The organism is Paenibacillus sp. FSL K6-1318 (assembly GCF_037976905.1).
GTDB classification, from domain to species: domain Bacteria; phylum Bacillota; class Bacilli; order Paenibacillales; family Paenibacillaceae; genus Paenibacillus; species Paenibacillus amylolyticus_A.
Genome location: NZ_CP150270.1, coordinates 4246047 through 4269204 on the forward strand (window position 1 = coordinate 4246047; position 23158 = coordinate 4269204).

18 protein-coding genes and 1 other annotated feature are annotated in these 23158 nt (G+C 47.7%); of the genes, 2 read left to right on the forward strand and 16 right to left on the reverse strand.

Annotated features, from left to right (window positions below):
• Positions 1 to 17 precede the first annotated feature (17 nt).
• A complete protein-coding gene (locus NYE45_RS18745) occupies positions 18 to 914 on the forward strand; it encodes a polysaccharide deacetylase family protein (protein WP_340013585.1) in 897 nt (298 codons plus the stop codon).
• A gap of 45 nt (positions 915 to 959) precedes the next feature.
• Here NYE45_RS18745 and NYE45_RS18750 read toward each other — a convergent pair whose 3' ends face one another.
• From NYE45_RS18750 to NYE45_RS18760, 3 genes are read right to left on the reverse strand one after another with little or no spacing between them, the layout of a single operon-like run.
• Positions 960 to 1733, reverse strand: coding sequence for a metallophosphoesterase (locus NYE45_RS18750; protein WP_340013586.1), 774 nt, complete (start codon positions 1731 to 1733; stop codon positions 960 to 962).
• Positions 1734 to 1786: 53 nt separating this feature from the next.
• Positions 1787 to 2239, reverse strand: coding sequence for a hypothetical protein (locus NYE45_RS18755; RefSeq protein ID WP_062835216.1), 453 nt, complete (start codon positions 2237 to 2239; stop codon positions 1787 to 1789).
• Positions 2236 to 2829 carry a type II CAAX endopeptidase family protein gene (locus tag NYE45_RS18760; RefSeq protein ID WP_340013587.1) on the reverse strand — a complete coding sequence of 198 codons (594 nt, stop codon included), beginning with the start codon at positions 2827 to 2829 and terminating at the stop codon, positions 2236 to 2238. The genes NYE45_RS18755 and NYE45_RS18760 overlap by 4 nt, the downstream gene beginning before the upstream one ends.
• 335 nt (positions 2830 to 3164) lie before the next feature.
• Positions 3165 to 3395, forward strand: a binding site (T-box leader).
• A gap of 199 nt (positions 3396 to 3594) precedes the next feature.
• On the opposite strand from NYE45_RS18760, the gene serA reads away from it, so the two are divergent.
• Positions 3595 to 5190 carry a phosphoglycerate dehydrogenase gene (serA, locus tag NYE45_RS18765; RefSeq protein ID WP_062835218.1) on the forward strand — a complete coding sequence of 532 codons (1596 nt, stop codon included), beginning with the start codon at positions 3595 to 3597 and terminating at the stop codon, positions 5188 to 5190.
• 64 nt (positions 5191 to 5254) lie between these two features.
• Here serA and NYE45_RS18770 read toward each other — a convergent pair whose 3' ends face one another.
• The 13 genes from NYE45_RS18770 to NYE45_RS18830 all read right to left on the reverse strand — a co-directional run bounded on the left by NYE45_RS18770 (position 5255) and on the right by NYE45_RS18830 (position 23121).
• Positions 5255 to 11035, reverse strand: a complete 5781-nt coding sequence (locus tag NYE45_RS18770; protein ID WP_340013588.1) for a collagen-like repeat preface domain-containing protein — start codon at positions 11033 to 11035, stop codon at positions 5255 to 5257.
• Positions 11036 to 11232: 197 nt separating this feature from the next.
• The gene (locus NYE45_RS18775; RefSeq protein ID WP_340013589.1) at positions 11233 to 12630 is read right to left on the reverse strand and encodes an ATP-binding protein; all 1398 of its coding nucleotides are present in this window, start codon (positions 12628 to 12630) and stop codon (positions 11233 to 11235) included.
• A gap of 55 nt (positions 12631 to 12685) precedes the next feature.
• Positions 12686 to 13402: a response regulator transcription factor gene (locus NYE45_RS18780; RefSeq protein WP_017687664.1), complete on the reverse strand. Its 717-nt coding sequence runs from the start codon at positions 13400 to 13402 to the stop codon at positions 12686 to 12688.
• A 137-nt stretch (positions 13403 to 13539) separates the two neighbouring features.
• The gene (gene ccsA, locus NYE45_RS18785; RefSeq protein ID WP_340013590.1) at positions 13540 to 14802 is read right to left on the reverse strand and encodes a cytochrome c biogenesis protein CcsA; all 1263 of its coding nucleotides are present in this window, start codon (positions 14800 to 14802) and stop codon (positions 13540 to 13542) included.
• Entirely contained in the window at positions 14799 to 16472 is a 1674-nt protein-coding gene (locus NYE45_RS18790; RefSeq protein ID WP_340013591.1) for a cytochrome c biogenesis protein ResB, read from the reverse strand. The genes ccsA and NYE45_RS18790 overlap by 4 nt, the downstream gene beginning before the upstream one ends.
• A 14-nt stretch (positions 16473 to 16486) precedes the next feature.
• Positions 16487 to 17014 carry a redoxin family protein gene (locus NYE45_RS18795; RefSeq protein ID WP_017687661.1) on the reverse strand — a complete coding sequence of 176 codons (528 nt, stop codon included), beginning with the start codon at positions 17012 to 17014 and terminating at the stop codon, positions 16487 to 16489.
• Between the two features lie 134 nt (positions 17015 to 17148).
• Positions 17149 to 17898, reverse strand: a complete 750-nt coding sequence (locus NYE45_RS18800) for a pseudouridine synthase (RefSeq protein WP_340013592.1) — start codon at positions 17896 to 17898, stop codon at positions 17149 to 17151.
• A 196-nt stretch (positions 17899 to 18094) separates the two neighbouring features.
• Positions 18095 to 18913, reverse strand: a complete 819-nt coding sequence (locus NYE45_RS18805) for a serine protease (protein WP_340013593.1) — start codon at positions 18911 to 18913, stop codon at positions 18095 to 18097.
• A 63-nt stretch (positions 18914 to 18976) separates the two neighbouring features.
• A complete protein-coding gene (locus NYE45_RS18810; RefSeq protein ID WP_062835224.1) occupies positions 18977 to 19510 on the reverse strand; it encodes a spore maturation protein in 534 nt (177 codons plus the stop codon).
• Between the two features lie 6 nt (positions 19511 to 19516).
• The gene (locus NYE45_RS18815; RefSeq protein ID WP_340013594.1) at positions 19517 to 20143 is read right to left on the reverse strand and encodes a nucleoside recognition domain-containing protein; all 627 of its coding nucleotides are present in this window, start codon (positions 20141 to 20143) and stop codon (positions 19517 to 19519) included.
• A gap of 31 nt (positions 20144 to 20174) precedes the next feature.
• Complete coding sequence (locus tag NYE45_RS18820; protein ID WP_340013595.1) at positions 20175 to 21362, reverse strand: D-alanyl-D-alanine carboxypeptidase family protein; 1188 nt, start codon at positions 21360 to 21362, stop codon at positions 20175 to 20177.
• A 163-nt stretch (positions 21363 to 21525) separates the two neighbouring features.
• Positions 21526 to 22329, reverse strand: a complete 804-nt coding sequence (locus NYE45_RS18825; RefSeq protein WP_340013596.1) for a sigma-70 family RNA polymerase sigma factor — start codon at positions 22327 to 22329, stop codon at positions 21526 to 21528.
• 66 nt (positions 22330 to 22395) lie between these two features.
• On the reverse strand, positions 22396 to 23121 hold the full coding sequence (locus NYE45_RS18830; protein WP_340013597.1) for a transglycosylase SLT domain-containing protein: 726 nt from the start codon (positions 23119 to 23121) through the stop codon (positions 22396 to 22398).
• Between the last annotated feature and the right edge of the window lie 37 nt (positions 23122 to 23158).

The following is a 23158-nucleotide window of genomic DNA, read 5'->3' on the forward strand; positions in this document are numbered from 1 at the left end:
GAAAGCGAGTTGAAATCATGTTCAGACATACCGCCGCATTGATTATAGCTGCAAGTTTGCTGTTATCAGCCTGTGGGGCAGCGGAAGAAAAAACATCCGAAAATTCCGCTCCAGCTAGTGAACCCACTACCACAATTCAAGAAGAGCAAAGTGATTCTAACCCAAGTGAATCAGGAGAACCCGGAACCGGTGTGACCGAACCTTCAACGAGCGAATCAACTGCGACAGAAGAAGAACCTGACCCTTCGGAGCAGGTTTCTGCGGAAGAGAAAGTGGAACAAACGTATCATATGAATGAAAATTATTATATTAAACCGAATGATGAAACGAGCCCAAGCAAAGTGGTCTTGTTAACTTTTGATGATGGCCCCAAAGAAGAAAAAATGATTACTTCACTAATCGACACTTTAGATAAACATAACGCTAAAGCGATATTTTTCGTCAATGGATATCGGGTGAAAAGTCACCCGGAATTGCTCAAACTCATCCATGAACGGGGTCAGATTGTAGGCAATCATGCCTGGGATCATGAGGATCTCAAAAAAATGTCTAACGCTGAGGCGTCAAAACAGGTTACAGATGTCCAGAAAATAGTGAAGGATACCATCGGGGAGGAACCGCAATTCTTCCGCCCCCCTTTTGGATCGGGTAATGATGCGCTGAAGGCGACTGTGAAGAAAAATGGCATGTTATATATGACCTGGTCTAATGGTTCGCTTGATTGGGATAAAAGCACCAAAAACAAACCGGAAAAAGTCATTCAAAATGTACTGGACCAGTTAAATCCCGGAAGCAATATTTTGATGCACGAGTTGCCATGGACAGTTGAAGCATTGGATGAGTTGCTGACCAAGCTCGAAAAGAAAGGCTATTCCTTTGTCGATCCGCGTGCTATTGAATTGGAAGCTCGTTAAATTGTAATTTTGCACATTAAAATAAAACAGCCTTGATCCAATGGATCAAGGCTGTTTCTCTGTGAGTGCTCTTTCCGCAGGCACTCTTAACGTGATGATGTGCATCTCCGCAGGACAACCTAGTCGGAGAGGAAGATGATTGGTACCATATCCTCTGCTAACCAGCATTTTGCCTTCTTGATGAACGTCCTCCGGACTGCGCTTCAGGGAGTACCACCCATTCGATATGGGACGATACGCTTTGCTCAGGAACACAGGTCCGAAAAAAGGTAATACCAATTGTCCACCATGTGTATGGCCGCTCAAGATAAGATCTGCATTTTGCTCCAAGCGAAGGGCCTGTAAAGGATCATGAACGATGGCTAATTTGCAAAAATGGTCGCCGACCTGCTCTAACAATACATCTCCCTGTTTGGAACGATAGTCTATACCGATCAGGCTCACTCTGTCGTTGCCCCTACTCAGATATTCCACGCTATCCTGCAGGAGCTGAACGCCCGATTCCCGAAGGATTCGAGCAAGCTGAGCGGTACCAGCCCTCTTATCATGGTTCCCATACACGGTAAAAGAAGGAGCAATGTTCGATAAGAGTTTCATATTGTGTCTAACTATGGACCATGAGATTCCTTTTTCCGCAACGTCCCCACCGATCAGAACCCAGTCCACCTTGTTTTTAAAATTTTCCAGATCCTTCTGTTTCAGCTTGCGCTTGTGCGTATCGGATACATACAAAATCATAGCCCCGTCAAAGGATGGTGGCAGATGAGGAACTTCGACCTCTTCTTCAATCACTTGATGAACATGGGCTTCACGCCACATATGAAAAAATAGTACAACTCCCATCAAAATGATTAAACCTGCGATGAATAGCATTACCACGGCAATGGAAGGAACGTATTCAGAGCGGGTGCCCCTTTTACCCCCCACCAAACCAGACTAATCGTTAACATGACAAAAATAAAAATGAGTGAATTGACAAACCTCTTGCTCAATTTTAACCGACGTGAAGGATGTAATTCTGTCCGTGTAGGAAGCGAACCCGCTTCGGGGATCGATTCTTCCGTTGTTTTTGGCGTTTTTTTGGAGCGTGATGGTGCTCTCTGTGGTAATACTGGACTTTCCAGCGTTTCTGTATAGGGCTTGCGCTGTGATCTAGGTATGGAAACGGAAGTTATTGGTGTGATTCCCCCAACTTCAGCAGCCGCTGCCGTTTCAGCAACCAGGCTTACTTGAGAAGCCACCTGACGCTCGGATGTCTCTTTTTTATCCGATTGACGATGGCGCTGACTGCCATATGTCTTCATTCTGCTTAATGGCTGATTCATGATCCCCTCCGAAAACGTATCGCTAATCCGGACACCAAATCAATTATAAAGTGACATAATATAGGCGCCCATAATGTGCCGGATTGCATGTAAATCCAACCCAATCCATAACTTGAGACAAACACCCATCCTGTTGGAATCCAGTGCCGCAAATAACGAATGTGGATAACTGCAAATAAAATACTTGTCCAGTAAGGACCGATGGCATGTTGAATCGCTCCACGGAATAATAATTCCTCACATACAGCCACAATGGCTGCTATACATACAATGTGCCAGATCGGACGCCCACGGAACAACATCTCATTAATTCCACCGTCATCCATGCTTTCCTGAGGTATAACATACGACAGTACCAAGTCCATAACAAGCATTACGCCAGCAAGACCAAGACCCCACCATATAAATTGGTAATTGTCGGGCCATGCGAGTACATCTAACAAGTTTCGTTTCTGCAATAAAATCCATACAACCCCGATTATCAGTGTCAGACCTTGTGTAAAGTATAGATTGATTAAAAGCAAACGCTCGGTAAGCTGCTGTGGCTCAGCCCTCTGAATCTTGAACTTGGGAAACTTAAATTTTTTCATCGGATGCGTCTGTCCTCTTGAGTTAAATTTGATGGATAACAATTACGTTGTCCAATCGGATAGTATACTAAATGATAGCCAAAAAACCAAATAGGTTCAAGGCCTGCCCGAAGTCCCGGTTTTGAGTCAGTGCCATTACTTCATTAAAGCAGTAAAATCCGATTCATCAAACAGCAGATATTCCATCTCGTTAAGGTATGTACAGTAACTGTTACATGGCTTATAGTGACTCTGACTATGTCTGAATCGAAAGACATCTGCAATCCAATTTAAAACATTTAAGCCTATTGACATGCTCATGTCAGCCATGATACATTATGAAAAAATTAGTCACGTTAAACACGATGATGGAAAAAAGACGTTGCTTCGTCTTCCAGAGAGCCGATGGTAGGTGTGAATCGGTGGCAGGCAAATGGTCTTGAGCGCTCCTGAGTTATTGCATTGAAATTGGAGTAGGTGCAATCGGTTTAGACCCGTTATCCTCTTCGGTCTTCATTGACCGCTAAGACTGTCGTTGCGAAACGGCGGTGAATTAGGGTGGTACCACGACAACTCTCGTCCCTTATTGCGCAAGCAGTATGTGGATTGAGAGTTTTTTGATTTATTTTAAAGGATATCTGTGGGATCACTCTATTTGCTTCACCTTCCCCCTCTGCTGCGACACCGCGTTGTTGGGCGGAAGAATCAACCTGGTTTTAAGGAATACCTCTTCGCTGAGGTCAGACCTTGACGATATAGATACACATACCTAAGGAGGAAGAAACCATGTACAAAGTGTTAGTGTCGGACCCAATCAGTGATCTGGGGATCCAGCAACTGGTGGATGCAAATGATGTTGTTGTTGAGAAGAAAACCGGTCTTAGTGAAGATGAACTTGTTGCCATTATTGGTGATTATGATGCCCTTTTGGTTCGCAGCCAGACTCGTGTTACAGATCGTATTATGACGGCTGGTACCAACCTTAAGGTGATCGGACGTGCAGGCGTTGGTGTAGATAACATTGATCTGGAAGCTGCTACACAGCGTGGTATCATCGTTATTAACGCACCTGACGGCAATACCATCACAACCTGTGAGCACACGTTTGCCATGATGATGGCACTGGCGCGTCACATTCCTCAGGCATACGCCAAAACCATTCAAGGTACGTGGGATCGTAAAACCTTCCTGGGTGTGGAATTAAGAAATAAAACGCTGGGTGTACTGGGCATGGGACGGATCGGTAGTGAAGTTGCCAAGCGCGCCAAAGCATTCGGAATGGACATTCTTGCTTACGACCCGTTCCTCACAGAGGAGCGTGCTGAGAAGCTGCAAGTGAAGCTGGCTAGTGTAGATGATATCATTCGCAATGCGGACTTCATGACCGTTCACACGCCATTAACACCGGAAACACGGCACATGATTTCACGTCCACAATTCGAAGTTATGAAAAAAGGCATGCGGATTATCAACTGTGCCCGTGGTGGTGTAGTTGACGAGATGGCACTTGTGGAAGCAATTGACGAAGGCATTGTTGCCGGAGCAGCATTTGACGTATTTGAAAGTGAACCACCTGCTCAGGACCACCCATTCCTGAATCATCCTAGCATTATTGTCACACCTCACCTTGGTGCATCCACTGTTGAGGCACAAGAAAACGTAGCGATCGACGTATCTGAACAAGTTCTTCACATTCTGCGCAATGAACCGTTCAAGAACGCAGTTAACATGCCGGCTGTTGCACCAACTGTAATGAACAAATTGCAGCCTTATTTCAAACTGGGTGAAACATTGGGTAGTTTTGCAGCACAGATTACACAAAATGCAGTGCAGGAGATTCGGATCGATTACGCTGGTGACCTTTCTGAAGTAGATACGTCTCCTCTCACTCGTTACATTGTAAAAGGAATTCTGGCAAGACATTTGGGCGGGGAAGCCAATATCGTCAACTCCATGCATTTGGCCAAAATCCGTGATCTGAATGTGGTTGTAAGCCAAACCTCTGCCACTAAAGGATTTACTAACCTGATTACCGTAACCTTGGTGACGACTCAGGATGCTGAAGAACGCCGTGTAGCGGGTACATTGCTTGCAGGTTATGGAGAACGTATTGTTCGCCTGGACAAATTCCCGGTAGATATCGCTCCGGAAAGTCATCAAATCTTGATTTCCCATAACGATAAACCAGGTATTATCGGACGTGTAGGAACCCTGCTTGGACAAAATGAGGTCAACATCGCATCCATGCAAGTGGGTCGGAAAATCATTGGTGGTGCTGCCATCATGATCCTGACCGTGGATAAAGCCGTTCCCAAAGATGTTCTTGTTCAGCTCGCTGCCCTTCCAGAAATTAATACAGCCGTTGAAATCGTGTTGGAATAGTTGCTAATCATTCAGTAAATTCAAAAGAGACGAACCCCAAAGGGTCCGTCTCTTTTTTTGGTAGTTAGCTCAAGCGGATAATGTTGAGTGTCGCACCTGGTGGTGATAGAACAGCTGTGGCCACTAGGCCAAACAATTGAAGCTGGATGGTCGAACCCGCTGTGGCAGTGATAATAAAGTCGGTTGCCAATTGGCTTAAAGAGAGCACTGGTGAGATTACACTCGCTGGTACTACAGCTCCATTAAGCAATATTCGTGATTGTACGGCGATTGCTGCTGTCAGATTAACTTTGTAACTGATATAGTATCTGCCTGCTGTAGCAAGAGTGAAGGTATCATTGGTGCCATTTACTGTAATACCTGTTCCAATATTCTGGTTTGCAGGAAGAGCAACGACTGTTCCGCCCAAAATAACAAGGATGGTGCCATTCGTATTCTCAGCGTACGAAGAAGCTGCAGTGACCGACGTTCCTGTCACACCCGTTGCACCGGTACTTCCCGTTATGCCCACACCGGTTGCTCCGGTTATACCTGTGGCTCCTGTTCCTCCAGTCGCGCCAGTTGCTCCTGTACTTCCGGTTACGCCAACACCAGTCGCACCGGTTATACCTGTGGCTCCTGTTCCTCCAGTCGCGCCAGTTGCTCCTGTACTTCCGGTTACACCAACTCCGGTTGCACCGGTTATACCTGTGGCTCCCGTTCCTCCAGTCCCACCAGTTGCACCCGTGCTTCCGGTGACGCCAACTCCGGTTGCTCCGGTTATACCTGTGGCTCCTGTTCCTCCAGTCGCTCCTGTTACACCCGTGCTTCCGGTTACGCCGACTCCGGTCGCACCGGTTATCCCTGTGGCTCCCGTTCCTCCAGTCGCGCCAGTTGCTCCTGTACTTCCGGTTACGCCAACTCCGGTTGCTCCGGTTATACCTGTGGCTCCCGTTCCTCCAGTCGCGCCAGTTGCTCCTGTACTTCCGGTTACGCCAACTCCGGTTGCTCCGGTTATACCTGTGGCTCCCGTTCCTCCAGTCCCACCAGTAACTCCCGTACTTCCGGTTACGCCGACACCGGTCGCACCGGTTATACCTGTGGCTCCTGTTAAGCCCGCAATACCAGTTGCTCCTGTTTCACCAGTTACACCTGTTGCACCTGTGCTTCCGGTTACGCCGACTCCCGTGGCTCCCGTAATGCCTGTTGCACCGGTCAATCCCGTTATGCCAGTTGCTCCGGTTTCACCAGTCACTCCTGTTGTTCCCGTGCTACCTGTTACACTTACTCCTGTGGCTCCCGTTACCCCAGTCGCCCCAGTCAATCCCGTTATGCCAGTTGCTCCGGTTTCACCAGTCACTCCTGTTGTTCCCGTACTACCTGTTACGCTAACTCCCGTGGCTCCCGTTACCCCAGTCGCCCCAGTCAATCCGGTGACGCCAGTTGCTCCGGTTTCACCAGTCACTCCTGTTGTTCCCGTGCTACCTGTTATGCTAACTCCCGTGGCTCCTGTAATACCAGTTGCCCCGGTCAATCCCGTTATGCCAGTTGCTCCGGTTTCACCAGTCACTCCTGTTGCCCCAACTCCGGTTGCACCCGTCGCTCCTGCACCCGCAATCAACGTGTAATCTGGTGACGTACCTGGCGTTCCCGTTGGTGATGCCACATTCGCAATATACGTACTACCGTTGAACGTTACAACCTGACCCGCTGGATACGTCGGAGCTACGGCTGGATCAAACGGCACAACTCCAGCTAATCCTACGCCCGTTGCTCCAGTTGTCCCTGTTACGCCCGGCGTACCAGTCGCTCCCGTGCTTCCTGTAACTCCAATTCCTGTTGCGCCAGTAACACCCGTTGCTCCTGCACCCGCAATTAATGTGTAGTCGGGTGACGTGCCCGGCGTGCCCGTTGGAGATGCCACATTGGCTATATACGTACTACCGTTGAACGTTACGACCTGACCCGCTGGATACGTTGGGGCTACGGCTGGATCGAATGGGACAACTCCCGTCAGACCTGCACCTGTTACGCCCGTTGCTCCAGTACTTCCTGTCACTCCAACTCCTGTTGCACCCGTCGCTCCTGCTCCTGCAATTAATGTGTAGTCTAGCGAGGTGCCTGGCGTTCCCGTTGGCGATGCCACATTCGCAATATACGTACTTCCGTTAAATGTGACCACTTGACCCGCTGGATATGTCGGGGCTACAGCTGGATCGAACGGCACAACTCCAGCCAATCCTACGCCCGTTGCTCCAGTTACGCCTGATGCACCTGTAACTCCTGTAACTCCTGTAACTCCTGTACTTCCCGTTACTCCAACTCCGGTTGCGCCCGTAACACCCGTCGCTCCTGCTCCTGCAATCAACGTGTAATCCGGTGACGTGCCTGGCGTTCCCGTTGGTGATGCCACATTCGCAATATACGTACTACCGTTGAACGTTACGACCTGACCCGCTGGATACGTTGGAGCTACGGCTGGATCAAACGGCACAACTCCAGCCAATCCTACGCCCGTTGCTCCAGTTACGCCGGATGCACCTGTAACTCCTGTACTTCCCGTTACTCCAACTCCGGTTGCGCCCGTAACGCCCGTCGCTCCTGCTCCTGCAATCAACGTGTAATCCGGTGACGTACCCGGCGTTCCCGTTGGTGATGCCACATTCGCAATATACGTACTTCCGTTGAACGTTACGACTTGACCCGCTGGATACGTTGGAGCTACAGCTGGATCGAATGGGACAACTCCCGTCAGACCTGCACCTGTTACGCCCGTTGCTCCAGTACTTCCTGTCACTCCAACTCCTGTTGCCCCCGTCGCTCCCGCACCTGCAATTAGTGTGTAATCCGGCGAGGTACCTGGTGTTCCCGTAGGTGATGCCACATTGGCAATATACGTACTTCCATTAAACGTTACGACTTGACCCGCCGGATACGTCGGAGCTACAGCTGGATCGAATGGCACTATGCCACTTAAACCTATCCCTGTGGCTCCCGTTGCACCTGATGCCCCTGTGGCTCCTGTAGGACCTGCACCTGCAATCAGTGTAAAATCCGGCGAGGTGCCTGGTGTACCTGTTGGTGATGCCACATTGGTAATATACGTGCTTCCATTAAAGGTAACGACCTGACCCGCTGGATACGTTGGAGCTACGGCAGGGTCAAACGGCACAACACCATTTAAGCCGATGCCTGTGGCTCCTGTAACACCCGTCGCTCCTGCTCCAGCTATCAACGTATAGTCTGGTGACGTACCTGGCGTTCCCGTTGGTGATGCCACATTTGCAATATACGTACTGCCGTTGAACGTTACGACCTGACCCGCTGGATATGTCGGGGCTACAGCTGGATCGAACGGCACAACTCCAGCTAATCCTACGCCCGTTGCTCCAGTTACGCCGGATGCACCGGTAACTCCTGTATTTCCCGTTACTCCAACTCCGGTTGCGCCCGTAACGCCCGTCGCTCCTGCTCCTGCAATCAACGTGTAATCCGGTGACGTACCCGGCGTTCCCGTAGGTGATGCCACATTCGCAATATACGTACTTCCGTTGAACGTTACGACTTGACCCGCTGGATACGTTGGTGCCACGGCTGGATCGAATGGCAATATGCCAGTTAGACCTACGCCTGTCGCTCCCGTTGCACCTGACGCCCCTGTGGCTCCTGTAGGTCCTGCACCTGCAAGCAACGTGTAGTCCGGCGAGGTGCCCGGCGTTCCCGTTGGCGCTGCCACATTCGCAATATACGTACTACCGTTGAACGTTACGACCTGACCCGCTGGATACGTTGGAGCTACGGCAGGGTCAAACGGCACAACACCATTTAAGCCAATGCCTGTGGCTCCTGTAACTCCCGTTGCTCCCGCTCCGGCAAGCAACGTGTAATCCGGCGAGGTGCCCGGCGTTCCCGTAGGTGATGCCACATTCGCAATATACGTACTTCCATTGAACGTTACGACCTGACCCGCTGGGTACGTTGGTGCCACGGCTGGATCGAATGGCACAATACCTGTCAATCCTGCACCCGTTGCTCCAGTGCTTCCCGTGACCCCTACTCCGGTTGGCCCAGTGACACCCGTGCTTCCTGCACCAGCAAGTAATGTATAATCCGGTGATGTACCCGGCGTTCCCGTTGGTGATGCTACATTGGTTATATATGTGCTTCCATTAAACGTTACAACCTGACCCGCTGGATACGTTGGAGCTACGGCAGGATCGAATGGCACTATACCTGTCAATCCTGCACCCGTTGCTCCCGTTACACCTGATGCCCCTGTGACTCCTGTAGGTCCTGCACCTGCGAGCAATGTGTAGTCTGGCGAACTGCCTGGCGTCCCCGTAGGAGAAGCTACATTGGTTATATACGTACTGCCATTAAAGGTAACGACCTGACCGGCTGGGTACGTTGGAGCTACTGCAGGGTCAAACGGAACTGCACCGTTTAAGCCAATGCCCGTAGCTCCAGTCGCACCTGTAACACCCGATCCTGCAAGTAAAGTATAGTCTGGCGAACTGCCTGGCGTACCTGTTGGCGATGCGACATTCGTAATGTAGGTACTGCCACCAAACGTGACGATCTGACCCGCCGGATAGGTTGGTGCTAAAGCCGGATCGAACGGTACGATGCCACTTAATCCTACACCTGTGGCTCCGGTTGCCCCGGTCGTTCCTGCACCTGTGACTCCTGCAGCCGCAAGTAGCGTGTAGTCCGGTGAGCTTCCTGGAACTCCTCCAGGACTTGCAACATTCGTAATATAAGTACTACCGTTAAACGTAACGACCTGACCGGCTGGATATGTTGGGGACTGAGCTGGATCAAAAGAAGTTAATCCAGTTAAACCTACACCAGTTGCACCTGTGGCCCCCGCAGCCGCAATTAATGTGTAATCCGATGAAGTACCCGGTGTTCCTAATGGACCAGCTACACTTGTAATGTACGTACTACCGTTATACGTAATTACCTGACCTGCAGGATAACCCGGTGCGAGCGCTGGATCAAATGCTAAGGCTCCAGTCAAACCAGCTCCGGTTGCCCCTGTTGCTCCAGTCGTTCCACCCGACAACAAAAGAGTATAGTCTGGGGAACTTCCGGGTGTACCTAAGGGACCGTTTACATTGGCAACATAAAGACTGCCCTCGTAGCTAACGACCTGCCCCTGAGCATAGGTCGGTCCAAGTGCAGGATCATATTCAGTAATATTGTTTAAACCCACACCAGGTGCTCCTGCCGGACCCTGCGCTCCCTGTGGGCCAACTGGCCCCACTGGTCCTACGGGTCCAATTCCTCCTGCTGGTCCCGCAGGCCCTTTCACCCCAGGGACGCCCGGTACACCTGGAACTCCTGGTACACCTGGAACTCCTGGAACCCCGGGTGGGCCAGCCGGTCCAGTAATGCCCCCGGTTCCGAAAGTCGTCGTTGCCCGACTTAAGGACACAGATATCGAACGGATTAATCCTACAAGTTTATCTTTTTCTGCAGGCGGAACTTCCAGAAGTAACGTCACACTCAACAAGTCATCCAGTAAGTTTTGCAAGTTACCAGCCAGATTAATTAGAGGAACTGGGACAACCTCTGAGCCTGCAATGGTTAATTCCAATACGGCTTGCAATTCCGCCTTTACTCCGGCACGAAATCCGGAATCATTTACAAAAGTAAGCAACTGGCGCAGTCCATTCTGCAATGCCAGTACATTGGCTGAAGTCGATTGACTGATCGCAGCGGGAATAGTTACAGCTAGAGAATGAAGAATGGATTCGAACTGCTCCAGTTCACTTGATGTTATGGGGATAAATGGAGAGCCTGCTCTGAAAGATCTGCCTTCCAGAAAGGCTTTAATATTGACCCTTTTTCGTTCATCGGACATGCTTAACTCAATCCTCCTCTAACTTGCTTGTTTTTCAAGCTTATGTAACATAGAGGGGAAAATTATCTTGGACACTCTTTTTAAGCAAAATAAAAACGATGGTTCATGTTCCACGTTGAACAAGATTAAACGGTACTCTTCAACAAAAAAACACCCTACATAAGAGGGTGTTCTCGCACTTTTTGTATGAAATCGGGCTATTTCGATGAATCCACAGGAAATTGTAAAATAAACTCCGTACCTTCGCCAAGTACACTATTCACATTAATGATGCCTTGATGGGCATCTACAATATTTTTCACAATGGCTAAACCGAGTCCTGTACCTACACTTTCACCCCGAACACGTGCCTTGTCAGCTTTGTAGAAGCGTTCGAAAATAAAAGGTAAGTCAGACGAAGGGATACCTACACCCTGATCTTTCACAGAAACTCTGGCGAACGGAGCGCGAAGATGCGTGACCAGCTCGGCAGAGATCATTACATTTTTGCCAGTAGGCGTATGCCTGAACGCATTGTCCAGCAAATTCGTAAATACCTGCTCCAGTCGATCCTCATCTGCCTGTTGAAGTTCAATGGTTGGCTGTTTGCATTCAAACTGCAGTTGGATTCCCTGTTCTTTCGAGCGCACCGAGAACTTTCGATATACCCGTTCCAGCAGTTCTCCAAGATCAACTTCCTTCATCACCATGTCCGTGTGTCCAGCTTCCATCCGGGCAAGATCAAGCAAGTCTTTGACCAGTCTGCCCATCCGCAGGGACTCATCATGAATCACCTGAATGAGTTCTTCACTCTCCTCAGGTGAGGTTGCCATGCCGTCCAGAAGCGCTTCACTGTAGCCCTGCATCATGGATAACGGGGTTCGTATCTCATGAGATACGTTAGCCACGAAGTCACGCCGCATCTTCTCCAGCCGTACTTCTTCTGTTACGTCTCTCAAGACAGCCACAGCGCCTCTGACAACACTATCAGCATACAACGGTGCCATCTGAACAGACCATACCCCCTGCTGTACATGAACATTGGAGCTCTGATCCCCGCCTTGCTCCATCACCATTCTGAATAAAGGAAGGAGGGGCTCAGGTACATCACGTGAAGACTTGCCAGAATGCTCGGCATCTTGTCCTTCGTCCATCTGTGCCCAATCCAGGTCATACCAAGCCTGCATGATCTTCTCTCCTGGCGGATTCGTCAGGATAACTTTACCTTCACCATCAAAAGTAACCACCGCATCGGTCATGCTTCGAAGCACACTCGCCAGATGTTCTTTCTCATGGTTAAGGTTCCGAATGTTATCTTCCAGTTGGGCAGCCATATGATTAAATGTGTTGGCAAGTTCACCAATCTCATCACTTGTTACCAGGGAGAGGCGGGTTCCATAATTCCCTTTGCGAATCGCATTGGCTGCCTGAATCAATTGCTGCATGGGCTGTGTAATTTTGGTGAAAAGAAACAATGCAAAAAACGTCGTTAAACTGAATCCGATAATACAGATATAGGTGAACAGCCGTTTAATATCTCTCGATTCGGATTCTGCAAAGTTCGTATCAATGTAGGGCAGCAAAAAAAGACCCAGCGCTATAAGTACACAACCCACAAGGCAGATAATAGTGATCCATAACTTCCCGACCAAAGATCTCCAGAAATTAAAACTATTTCGGTACTTCCAGTTTATAACCCACACCCCACACCGTCGTAATCATGGCCGCCGATTCAGGCGATACCTTGTTAAGTTTCTCGCGAAGACGCTTCACGTGCGTATCCACGGTACGAAGATCGCCAAAGAATTCGTAATTCCATACATCTTTGAGCAATTCTTCTCTGGAGAAAACTTTGTCTGGAGATGTTGCGAGATAGTGCAGCAGTTCATATTCTTTTGGTGTAAGACTAATCTCTTCGCCGCCAGCAGTTACCCGGTGGGCATCATGCTCAATAACCAGATGCGGGAACACAATATTGTTACTCGAATTACTCTCCTTAGAGAGATATGCCGTTGCAGAAGATCGACGCAAAATCGCTTTTACGCGATATATCACTTCACGCGGGCTGAATGGTTTTACTACGTAGTCATCAGCGCCAACTTCGAAACCCTGAACCCGGTTAATCTCTTCACCTTTTGCAGTGAGCATCAAAACCGGGGTTGATTTCACCTGACGAAGACGGGTACACACTTCAACGCCATCCATACCCGGCAACATCACGTCAAGCAAAATCAGACCATAGTCACCTGCTGTTGCTTTACGCAGCGCAGTTTCTCCATCCTCAGCTTCATCGATTTCATAACCTTCTTTTTCAAGATACATTTTCAAAAGCCTGCGGATTCTCTCTTCGTCATCCACGACCAGTATTCGATTCTCATGTTCAGCCATGCCTCTCCAGCCCCTTTGCAATAACTCCTCATCACTTCTATTATGTTCGATCTGGCGAACAATATTTGAATACCCTTCAAATAAAAGGTACATTTGTGTTTCCCGCTTCTAAACCAACCTTTGCAATACGAGTTGTCCTAGTCTGCTCCAGCGTAAGAATGTAATCCGGCAATAATCAGATTCACCCCAACCAGCGTAAACATAACGACCAGGAAGCCAAGAACTGCAAGCCATGCAGACTTTTGACCTTGCCAACCTCTGGATAAACGCAAATGCAGATACACACTATAATATAGCCATGTAATTAATGCCCACACCTCTTTGGGGTCCCAGCCCCAAAAGCGACTCCAAGCAATCTGAGCCCAGATCATGGCAAAGATTAATGCTCCCAGCGTAAATATCGGAAAACCAATGGCAATCGCGCGATAACTAATCTCATCTAGATCATCGGCATCGATTCCATCCATCATCGGCTGTAACGCTTGTCCAAGTGGTCTACGCACAAGAAGTCGTACAATTCCATACAGAATCAGACCTACAATAAGTGACCAAACCACCGTATTCAGCTTGCGCCCGGCATTTACCCCGTTCATCCAGGAAGGCGTCTCAAGTAAAGGTTTTTTCATGCCAAGAAACGGTGTCATGCTCTCCACTTCGCTATTATATGGTGCAAAAATCGGAGGCATGCGATAAATCACTTTCTCTATTGTACTATTTTCCTGTACCTCTGTGTCAATGCTGACCGTTTTCTGTACAAAAACCGTCTCGTAACCAGCGGCACGAAAGGCAAATACCGTTCCGATAAATCCGATGACTACGACAATGGTAATCAGCGTGAATTCAACCCATCCCCGTTGGCGTCTTGAAGACTTGTCTTTCCCACTGAAATCAACGGTACGAAGCAAATACATGAATCCTGCCGCAAAACCTACGGCGAAGAACGCTTCACCAAGCGCAGCCAAGGTCACGTGAATTTTCAGCCAGATGGACTGAAGTGCCGGGATTAATGGTTGTACCTCCTGAGGAAATACAGCGGCATACGCCATAATAATGATGGTAAGTGGTAAGGCAAACAAACCAAGTAACGACTTGCGGTATATGGCATAAACAACAATAAATGCAACCATGATCATCATGGAGAGAAAAGACATGAACTCGTACATGTTACTAACCGGGATATGACCTGCCCCAGCCCATCGGGTTACAAAAAATACGATATGTGCCGCCAAAGCGACAGTCGAAGCGATAAAAGCTCTTTTCCCCCAACGATTCATATGGTCCAAAGGATCACGATTACTCCATTTTTTGCCCATTACCGCGACAGCATATAACAAGAATGCAGCACAATAGAGAAAGAAAGCTACGATAAATGCGTCGCTGCTGAAATCCAATAAATTCATGCTTGGTTCCCCCCGTTATCCAACGACTTCTCTTCCACTTCCAGATTCATCTGTTTCAAGACGGCCGCAACTTCACGCCTGAAGCCAAACCAGTTTTTATTCGTATGTCCACCCAAGGTGAGCTGTTTATCATCAAAACGAATCCAGATGCGGCGATGATGCCAATAAAAACCCATGATCAGACCCAACATGACAATGCCGGCTCCTACCCACACAAAAGGCATGGCCTTATCCACTCGTATATTGAGATAACTTACGGACTGAATAATATCAACTTTGTCCATGCTGTCTACTTCCAATTGTAAAGGAATCTCTGTTCCAATCAGCTGTTGGTTAATCGCATCCTGTTGGAACCGTTGTTTATCAATCTGCTTGGCAAAATACAGATATTGTATCCCCTCTTCGGGTAGATCCGGTCCCTTTATGAGAAAGAGAAACGCAGGCGCATTAGGTGAAGGCGATTTTGATTTTGGCTCACCATTCTCATCTAACCCAAAGTCCATAAACTTTTCTTTTACCGTGAGATGATAAGGGCCCGCTTCAAAAGTTCTTTGAGTATCTACCATATCGATTTTAATTGCGCCGTATACTTCACCCGTCTTGGTGTTGACCAGATCAGGCGTTACGGACCGAATGGTTGGTGTTAGATCATAATCAAACTGATAAGCTTTCAGACCGTTATAATTCAATGGATGATTCACCCGTACATCATGCCTTGCTACCTCAGCTAACTGAGGTTTCTTCGAGAGATCCGAACAATCCGCTGTACATTCATACAAAACAACTTTCGTTTCAAACAGTTTTGGAACGGTCTTATTCAGGTTACGGAATTGCTCTGGTACTTCTTCCTCACTGTAGAATTCAACATTAAACTGTTCATTTTGCAGATACATCGACGTATTCGGGATCTTTTTGATCTCACCTTCAGGAAAAGCGACATGCTCGTCCAGGTTCAGACCAGGAAGTCCTCGTGCAAGCACCGCCAGCAAAAATATTATGAGTCCGATATGAATAACATATGGGCCCCATCGACTGAATCGCTGTTTCTCGGCGAGTAATGCATCACCCTGCGTGTGCACACGGTACCCTTTCTTTTTCAGCGGCGTAACCGCTTTCTTAATCCAGTCTTCCGGTGCCTCTTCAATGGAACCTTGGTACACCAGACGCTGTCTTGTCAAAAATTGCGTATGTTTGCGTATTTTCTGTTTATTCAGTGCTTTATAGAGCGGTAAGACGCGATCCAGACTGCATATCACCAATGATGCACCAATCAGCACCAGCAGTAGAATAAACCACCAGGATTCGTATGTATGGGATAGACCCAACAGATAATAAATGTGACCCAACTGACCGTATGTTTCTTTGTAATACACGGAAGGATCAATATTCAAGAATGTACTTTCTTGCGGATAGATCGTGCCAAGCATAGAGCCTACAAGCGTAAAGACAATCATATAGACGGCAATTTTGACGGATGAAAAAAAGTTCCATATGCGGTCAATGATATTGGGATTGCTCCGCTGTGAACGGCGCGCCATGCCATCATAACGCATTTCCAGCACTTCATCCGATTTAGCTTCAGCCTCCAGTAGCGGTTTCCCACATGCTTCACATAGTACAGTGCCTACCGGATTCTGGTGTCCGCACTCACATTTGGTATTTTGGAACACGAATAGACCTCCTGTCAGGGCTGCTTCGCCAGTTGCGAAATTTGAGCGTCAAGTGTGTCCAAATCAAGTTGCCCGATATGAATGGTAGAGATTTTGCCCGTGTCGGATACAAAGAATGTCGTTGGCATCGGAGAGATTCCGAAATCACGAACCGAGTTTTTCTCCCGGTCCAGCATGATTGGAAACGTAACTCCAACTTGCCTCACAAAATTATCCACCGTCATCTGGTCTTCCCCAACATTAATCCCGACAAATTGTACTCCTTGGTCCTTCCATTTGTCAGCTTGCGCCTGAAGTGCAGGCATTTCTTTAACACAAGGTTCACACCACGTGCCCCAGAAATTGATTACCATCGCTTTCCCTTTGTACTCATCAGACGTATGAACTTGACCATCCAGGCCCAGCAGTTCAAAAGAAGGAGACTTGTCCCCTTCCTTTGGCTTGCCATTCGAGCCGGATACCGATGTGGTAATCGCATATCCGCCCAACACCAGGATCAATAACAAAATGACGATTTGCACCGTTCTTCTTGATTTCCCCATGTGCTGCTCCCCTTTTAAGTGACTAAAACAATCGCATCTTATTGATCTAAGTCAACTGTGAACATCCTATGAACAATTATAGCGAATTTCGTCACAAAACTGCGGCGGTTTTATGAAAATTATGTGTCCTCACATTACCTTTTTTTCATTTTTTTGGCTGGTTCTGATTGTGCGAGGGTAATCAGGTTGTTGACTTCCTCTTTGGTCAGATTGCGTGTCAAACCCCGTTTCAGGTTTTGTAGCAAAATCCCACCAAACGAAATCCGTTTCAGTCGGGTTACCGGATGGTTGATCGCCTCGAACATACGTCTAACCTGACGGTTACGCCCTTCATAGATCGTAATGGAGATCACCGACTCATTGGCCGCTGTATCCACATCTTTGTACTCCACCTCTGCAGGAGCAGTCATGCCGTCATCCAGCATAATGCCTGTCTTTAATTTCTCCAGAGCTGAACCATGCGGCACACCTTTGACCGTTGCATGATACGTTTTGGGTACGTGATGCTTCGGATGCGTCAACAAATGTGCAAACTCACCATCATTGGTCAGGATCAATAAGCCCTCTGTGTCATAATCCAGACGACCCACCGGGTATACACGTTCCTTGACACCTTTCAGGTAGTCGGACACAATTTTCCGCCCTTCCGGGTCAGATGCACTTGTAATTACGCCTTTTGGCTTGTTCAACATCAAGTACACTTTTTTCTCACTGCGGATCGGTTTTCCATTAACCGTAATCATATCCTCTTCGGGGTTCGCTTTCGTACCCAGTTCGGTTACGACCTCCCCGTTAACTTCTACTTTGCCGGACAGGATCAGTTCCTCGCTCTTGCGGCGGGATGCAATGCCTGCTTGTGCGATAATTTTTTGTAATCTTTCCATGTTTGTCATGTCACCTCACACTAATGATACCCATCACGCAGGGAAATCACAAGGATTATCCAAGGATTTTGTAAACTGGCGTCACAAATATCCATTTTAGGCTACCTTCCTCCTCCAGACTGATGCAAAAAAAGGCTTACCCTTACACTACCTGTTGAACACAGATGGCATAAAGATAAACCTTTTCTCAAATCATTTAATTGGAAACTTTACCGGCAACCGCAACCTGCTTTTTGGCAGGCGTGGTGCTATCTTTAATGAAAGACTGCAATGTTTTGGAAGTAATATAATAGGTTCGTCCACCATACACAAACGTCATCATGCCGATTACCCGGTTATTCTGATCCAGAACAGGGCCACCTGAATTACCTTGTGCCATGGATTTCACAATACTGCCGATTCCCTTCTTACCCGGAACATCCGAAGCCTGGGAACTGAACACCCGGCTTTTCGCTATCGTATTGTAGGTTGAAGGGAAATCTTCATCCAGAATGACCAGATCACCAGCAGGATTTTTGGGGAATCCAATGGTGTAGACGACCTGGTTATCCCTTGCGTTCGTGAACGTGACCGGTTTGGCGTCTATCTCCTTGTCCAGCTTCAGCAATGCCATGTCTGTCACCGGATCTGTTTTAATGATCTTCGCCTTTACAGGCTGACCCAAGGAACCCGGACTTGCAACAGTCAGTGTGCCTTCATCACCATCAGATAGTTCAGCATAACTCTGAACGACATGGTAATTCGTCAGCACTTCATCCTTGGAGATCAGTATCGAGGTACCAACATCATAATATACCATATCGGGTTCATCCTGCTTGACCAAACGTACATTCACGACTGGAAAAGAATCCGCTGTGACTGCCATTTGTGCACGCAGCTGTTTGTCGAAGTATCCTGTAAAATGTATCGTCTGAACGGCTTGAGCCGCCGCCAGTCCCGTTGACCCTGCGAGCATTGCAATAGCAAGCACGCCTGACATTCCGACACGGAGCATTCGTTTCCAACTCTTCTGCATGTCTCACTCTCCTCCGCTATTATTCTAGCATATCTAATATATCGGAAGGAAAGGAGATATCTTTTAACCAAAAACGAGCAAACAAATGGCGAGCGCAGCAATAAAACCAACGACATCGGAAAACAACCCCACTTTGAGCGCGTACCGACCGTTACGTATGCCTACAGCTCCAAAATAGACGGTCAGCACGTATAACGTGGTATCCGTACTTCCCTGAATTGTAGATGCCATGCGTCCAATCATGGAGTCAGGGCCATGAGTTTTGATCAGATCGGTTGTAAACGCAAGGGAGCCTGTCCCGGTCAACGGACGCAGAATCCCAAGTGGCAAGACTTCCCCCGGTACACCCATCCAGGATACAAGAGGAGCTAACAGGCTAATCACAAAATCCAGTGCACCCGAGGCACGAAAGACGCTGATCGCGACCATCATGCCCACGAGATGCGGAATTATGCTGATTGCAGTCGAGAATCCATCTTTGGCCCCATCAACAAAGGATTCGTATACCGGGACCTTTTTGGTAAACGCATATAATGGAACAAACGCGATAATAACCGGGATGGCCCAGACAGAGATCCAGTTGATGAAGGTTAACAAGGGTGCTCATCCTTTCATGCCGGGATTGCCACTTTTCTGTATACGCGGCGGTTTGTGTAGTGCCCTGTTCCGATACCAGCGATCGGCGATTATAGCAGCAAGTGTAGCGATAATGGTAGCCATTAGTGTTGTTCCCACAATCTCTGTAGCATTTGCGGAATGATAGTTTAACCGAATCGCAATCAGCGTTGTCGGAATAATGGTAATACTCGCCGTATTCAGAGCCAGTAAGGTGCACATGGCAGGAGAAGCGGTTTGTTTGTCCGGATTAAGCTCCTGCAGTTGTTGCATGGCTTTGATTCCCATCGGAGTAGCCGCATTTCCTAGCCCCAGCAGATTGGCACTCATATTGGAGAGAATATAACCCATCGCCGGATGATTTTTGGGCACATCGGGGAATAGAAAACCAACAACCGGACCCAGCAGCTTAGCGATCCGGGCTAGGAGACCGGCATCTTCAGCCATTTTCATCATCCCCATCCAGAACACAAGCACACTGATCAGTCCAAAACAGACCGTGACTCCCGTTGCCGCTCCATCGAAAGCGGCTTGCGTGACCACTTCGATGTTGCCGTTGATGGCTGCAAAAGCAAATCCGATTAAGATCATCAGTAGCCAAATTACATTGATCATGGGTTACATCCTCCCTTCAAAGGTGATTTAGCTAAGGAGATAACAGGTGACTTAACACGGCACGCCATACAGCTGCCCAGGAAGAGACATTGCCGATTCCACCCATTGTAGCCTCTTCTGTCTTCGGCTCAGGAGGAATAAAACTACCTTTGCGATATACCGGAATCGAGCCCACAAGTTTGCCGTCTAACTGCATATCAATGCGACCTGCCAACCCGAACGAAGGATCTGTTGAGGGTTCTTTGCCTTCCGTTTCTGACTGTGCTCGATTCTGGTGCAGAATCAACTTCTTGGTCAATGAGTTTTGCTCACTCTTCGCCAGTGGGTACCAAAATCCCCGGCCTGTAACGACATCGGTATTTTGCACAGGCTGTTCTTGTTTAGCCACCTCTACCAACGGAAAGTATTCAAACCCGAAATCAAGCATCCGAGCATGATCGTTCCAATCGTTTCCATCGTTCAGCGTTACCGCGGCGAGCTGCTGTCCATTACGTGTAGCGGAGCTGACCAAACATCTGAATGCTTTCTTCGTATAGCCGGTTTTCACGCCATCCGCACCTTCATACATCCGCAGCATTTTATTTTTGTTGTGCCAGGAGTATTCCCAGCTTTCATTGGGATTCGGTGCCGATTTATCCTCCGTAGCTACAATGCGTTTAAACACAGGATTGTGCAACGCGTAGGCGGTTAATCTCGCCAAATCATTGGCTGTTGAGTAATGACCTTCTGCATCGAGTCCGTGAGGGTTCATAAAGTGGGAATGGGTCAGACCAATTTGCTCGGCTTTTTTGTTCATTAATAGTACAAACCCTTCTTCCGAACCCCCCACATGTTCTGCGATCGCAGAGGCCGCGTCATTGCCTGAACGGAGCATTAGCCCGTACAACATGTTCTCAAGCGTCATCTCTTCGCCTAACTTGAGATAGATAGATGATCCTTCTTTGGCAAAAGCCGAGGGAGACACTTTAACTTTCTCATCCAGCTTACTGTGTTCGATCGCTACGATCGCCGTCATGATTTTGGTCAGGCTGGCGATGCGCAGTTCCTTATCCCCATCTTTGCTGTATAAGATCCGGCCTGATGTGACATCAATGAGAGCAGCGCTTTGCGCATGTGTAGATGGACCTTGAATCGTTGCCTGGGCTTGAGTAACCCCTAATGAAGACAGCAAGAAGACAGGGATAAGCATGCATGCAATGACTTTCGTTATTTTTCGCATCAATTCATTCCTCCGGGTCACTTGGAATCTTGTACTATCTTATGTCCGGACAACTTGGAGTATGTCCCATAGGGCAAAAACAGCAAAAAATCCCTCTCGCTGGGATGCGGGAGGGACGTTATGTATGAGACACTATGTAAGTGATGAAGAGCTAGGTTAACGATTACGCCTGATCCGATTTATCCAGCATTTTAGCCACTTTTCTCATAATTCGGGAGACTCTCATCTGGCTGATGTCTTCCATATCTGCGGTCTGGGTTTGGTTAAATCCATCTACTCGATGCTTCAAAACAGTTACTTCTTTCTCACTAAGTTTGCGCTTGACCGAATCAATAACCGCATCAACATATAGCTTGTCCAAGACACCTTCTTCAATGTTCTCCCCACTATAGATGGTATCCAGCAACGTAACTGACTGGGTTTGTTGATCATCAGCACCTACAGGCTCATCCAGGTATTTCACCCCTTTACCCACTTGCAGTGCTTTATTGATCTTCTCTTCTTCCTCATCAAGCAACAATGCGATTTCATGTGCTGGTGGGAGGTAGCCCATATCGTGCTCAAGTCGATTGATTCGGTTAATTAATTCCGTAGCTGTGCGAGTTGGGCGAATAATGCTTGCACTATCTCTCAGAAAACATCTGATTTCTCTGACAATGGCAGTGACAGCAAACGAACTGAATTTTACGCCACGCCCCGTATCAAATGCCTTAACCGCTTTGATGAATCCCAGACGGCCCAGTTGAAGAATATCATCCTTCTCCACACAATGATTCTTAATAATCATTTCGGGTTTTCCAATATACTTATGAACGGAATGCCAAATCAGGTTCTCATTGACCAGAATACAATCCCCGAGGAAATGCTCATCGAGCTTACAACGTTCAATATTTTCTACCTCATCCATAGTGTAAAACTTCTTATCTGCTTGCAAATTCGTGCTAATATGTTCTGGAAATTTTCCCATTTGGATCTCCCTATGTAAAATTGATAAACGATCTTATAGTATTCAATTTCTATTGTTAAATGATGTTTATTGACCTTTTTTGATCACTTGAAGCATCTTGTTATGATGTTCCTTCACTTGATTGTAGTACCAGGGGCGAGCCTTTCCCTTAGCCACATTGCCTTCCCCCTGATTGTACGCAATGGTTGCTGTACGAAGATTCCCATCGTATTTATCCATAAGATACTCCATGTATGTAATGCTTGTTCTGATATTCGTTTTGGGCTGGTATAAATCAATTTTGCTCACACCGAACGCTTTGGCTGTACTTGGAAGAATCTGAAGCAACCCAATCGCTCCATGAGATGATACACTATCCTCTAACATTCGGCTCTCCTGCCACATCATAGCCAGAATCCATACGGAATCGATATCCGTATCCTTCGTATATTGGACTGCCCACCTCACATACTTCAGTAGCTTTGCCCGGCTCACTGTTTTCTCATGGTGGAGTTCTATGTACTGCTCAAGCATATCCGTCATTTGTATGAGCGCAGGGGCAACGGATTCATCTTTAGCTTTTTTCTCTTTTTTCTCTGGCTTTTCTTGCTTTTCTTGCTTTTCTTGCTTTTCTTGCTTTTCTTGCTTTTCTTGCTTTATCTGATCTACTTCAATTGCTTGCTTTAATCGCTTGGAGTCATGGACTTCTTCGTCGACCGGTTTGTAGTGTCCTGATGCTGCTAGATTCCCATATTGCGACGCTAATACTACAACAGTAATAACAATACCTATTATTCTTTCTAAAGTGAGCAACAGATTCGCCCACCTCCTTAATGAAAGCCTCTATATT

What these genes read in the sequence shown, in the direction of transcription:
- NYE45_RS18745 (WP_340013585.1), top strand. Translation starts at nt 18, where the DNA reads ATGTTCAGACATACCGCCGCATTGATTATAGCTGCAAGTTTGCTGTTA.
- NYE45_RS18750 (WP_340013586.1), bottom strand. Translation starts at nt 1,733, where the DNA reads ATGTGGCGTGAAGCCCATGTTCATCAAGTGATTGAAGAAGAGGTCGAA.
- NYE45_RS18755 (WP_062835216.1), bottom strand. Translation starts at nt 2,239, where the DNA reads ATGAATCAGCCATTAAGCAGAATGAAGACATATGGCAGTCAGCGCCAT.
- NYE45_RS18760 (WP_340013587.1), bottom strand. Translation starts at nt 2,829, where the DNA reads ATGAAAAAATTTAAGTTTCCCAAGTTCAAGATTCAGAGGGCTGAGCCA.
- serA (WP_062835218.1), top strand. Translation starts at nt 3,595, where the DNA reads ATGTACAAAGTGTTAGTGTCGGACCCAATCAGTGATCTGGGGATCCAG.
- NYE45_RS18770 (WP_340013588.1), bottom strand. Translation starts at nt 11,035, where the DNA reads ATGTCCGATGAACGAAAAAGGGTCAATATTAAAGCCTTTCTGGAAGGC.
- NYE45_RS18780 (WP_017687664.1), bottom strand. Translation starts at nt 13,402, where the DNA reads ATGGCTGAACATGAGAATCGAATACTGGTCGTGGATGACGAAGAGAGA.
- ccsA (WP_340013590.1), bottom strand. Translation starts at nt 14,802, where the DNA reads ATGAATTTATTGGATTTCAGCAGCGACGCATTTATCGTAGCTTTCTTT.
- NYE45_RS18795 (WP_017687661.1), bottom strand. Translation starts at nt 17,014, where the DNA reads ATGGGGAAATCAAGAAGAACGGTGCAAATCGTCATTTTGTTATTGATC.
- NYE45_RS18800 (WP_340013592.1), bottom strand. Translation starts at nt 17,898, where the DNA reads ATGGAAAGATTACAAAAAATTATCGCACAAGCAGGCATTGCATCCCGC.
- NYE45_RS18805 (WP_340013593.1), bottom strand. Translation starts at nt 18,913, where the DNA reads ATGCAGAAGAGTTGGAAACGAATGCTCCGTGTCGGAATGTCAGGCGTG.
- NYE45_RS18815 (WP_340013594.1), bottom strand. Translation starts at nt 20,143, where the DNA reads ATGATCAATGTAATTTGGCTACTGATGATCTTAATCGGATTTGCTTTT.
- NYE45_RS18820 (WP_340013595.1), bottom strand. Translation starts at nt 21,362, where the DNA reads ATGCGAAAAATAACGAAAGTCATTGCATGCATGCTTATCCCTGTCTTC.
- NYE45_RS18825 (WP_340013596.1), bottom strand. Translation starts at nt 22,329, where the DNA reads ATGGGAAAATTTCCAGAACATATTAGCACGAATTTGCAAGCAGATAAG.